Below are 443 nucleotides of genomic sequence, written 5' to 3'. Positions count from 1 at the left end.
TGTGTCGTCCTGAAATGCGTTGACACTTTTCAGTTAGAGCCAGTTGCATCAGCAACTGGCTTTTCCATGCACCTCGTTTGGGGTTTTCATTCCCAGGCTAAGGTGCGGTCTCAAGTTGTTATAGGTCTCGATTGATTCTCTAATGACTTGCCTCAACTCGTTAAATGACGAGTAACGGTGTATCAGGAACTCATGCTTCAATATTCCATTCACACGCTCAGCTAGTGCATTTTGGTAGCAGTCATAGCCGTCGGTCATTGACGGTCTTATGTTAGCTCGTCTCAGTGCGCCTTGATACAGCCCAGAGCAGTATTGCACCCCTCGGTCTGAGTGGTGGATACATTCACCTGAGTAGCTTCTGGCTCGCACCGCTCTGTTGAGGGCTTTGACCGTATCTTCAGCTTTCATCTCGTGGCTCAGCTCATAACCCATGATTTGGCGTG

1 protein-coding gene is annotated in these 443 nt (G+C 48.8%); it reads right to left on the bottom strand.

Annotated elements, in window-relative coordinates; genetic code table 11:
- Positions 1–48: 48 nt before the first annotated feature.
- Positions 49–443 (bottom strand): integrase core domain-containing protein (locus FCL42_RS21525; RefSeq protein WP_136865458.1); only part of this gene is annotated, 395 nt, incomplete at its 5' end.

The organism is Ferrimonas aestuarii (assembly GCF_005116665.1).
In the GTDB taxonomy this organism is placed as follows: domain Bacteria; phylum Pseudomonadota; class Gammaproteobacteria; order Enterobacterales; family Shewanellaceae; genus Ferrimonas; species Ferrimonas aestuarii.
The sequence above is the reverse complement of the archived record's forward strand: the minus strand, read 5'-3'. Positions and strand labels throughout refer to the sequence as shown.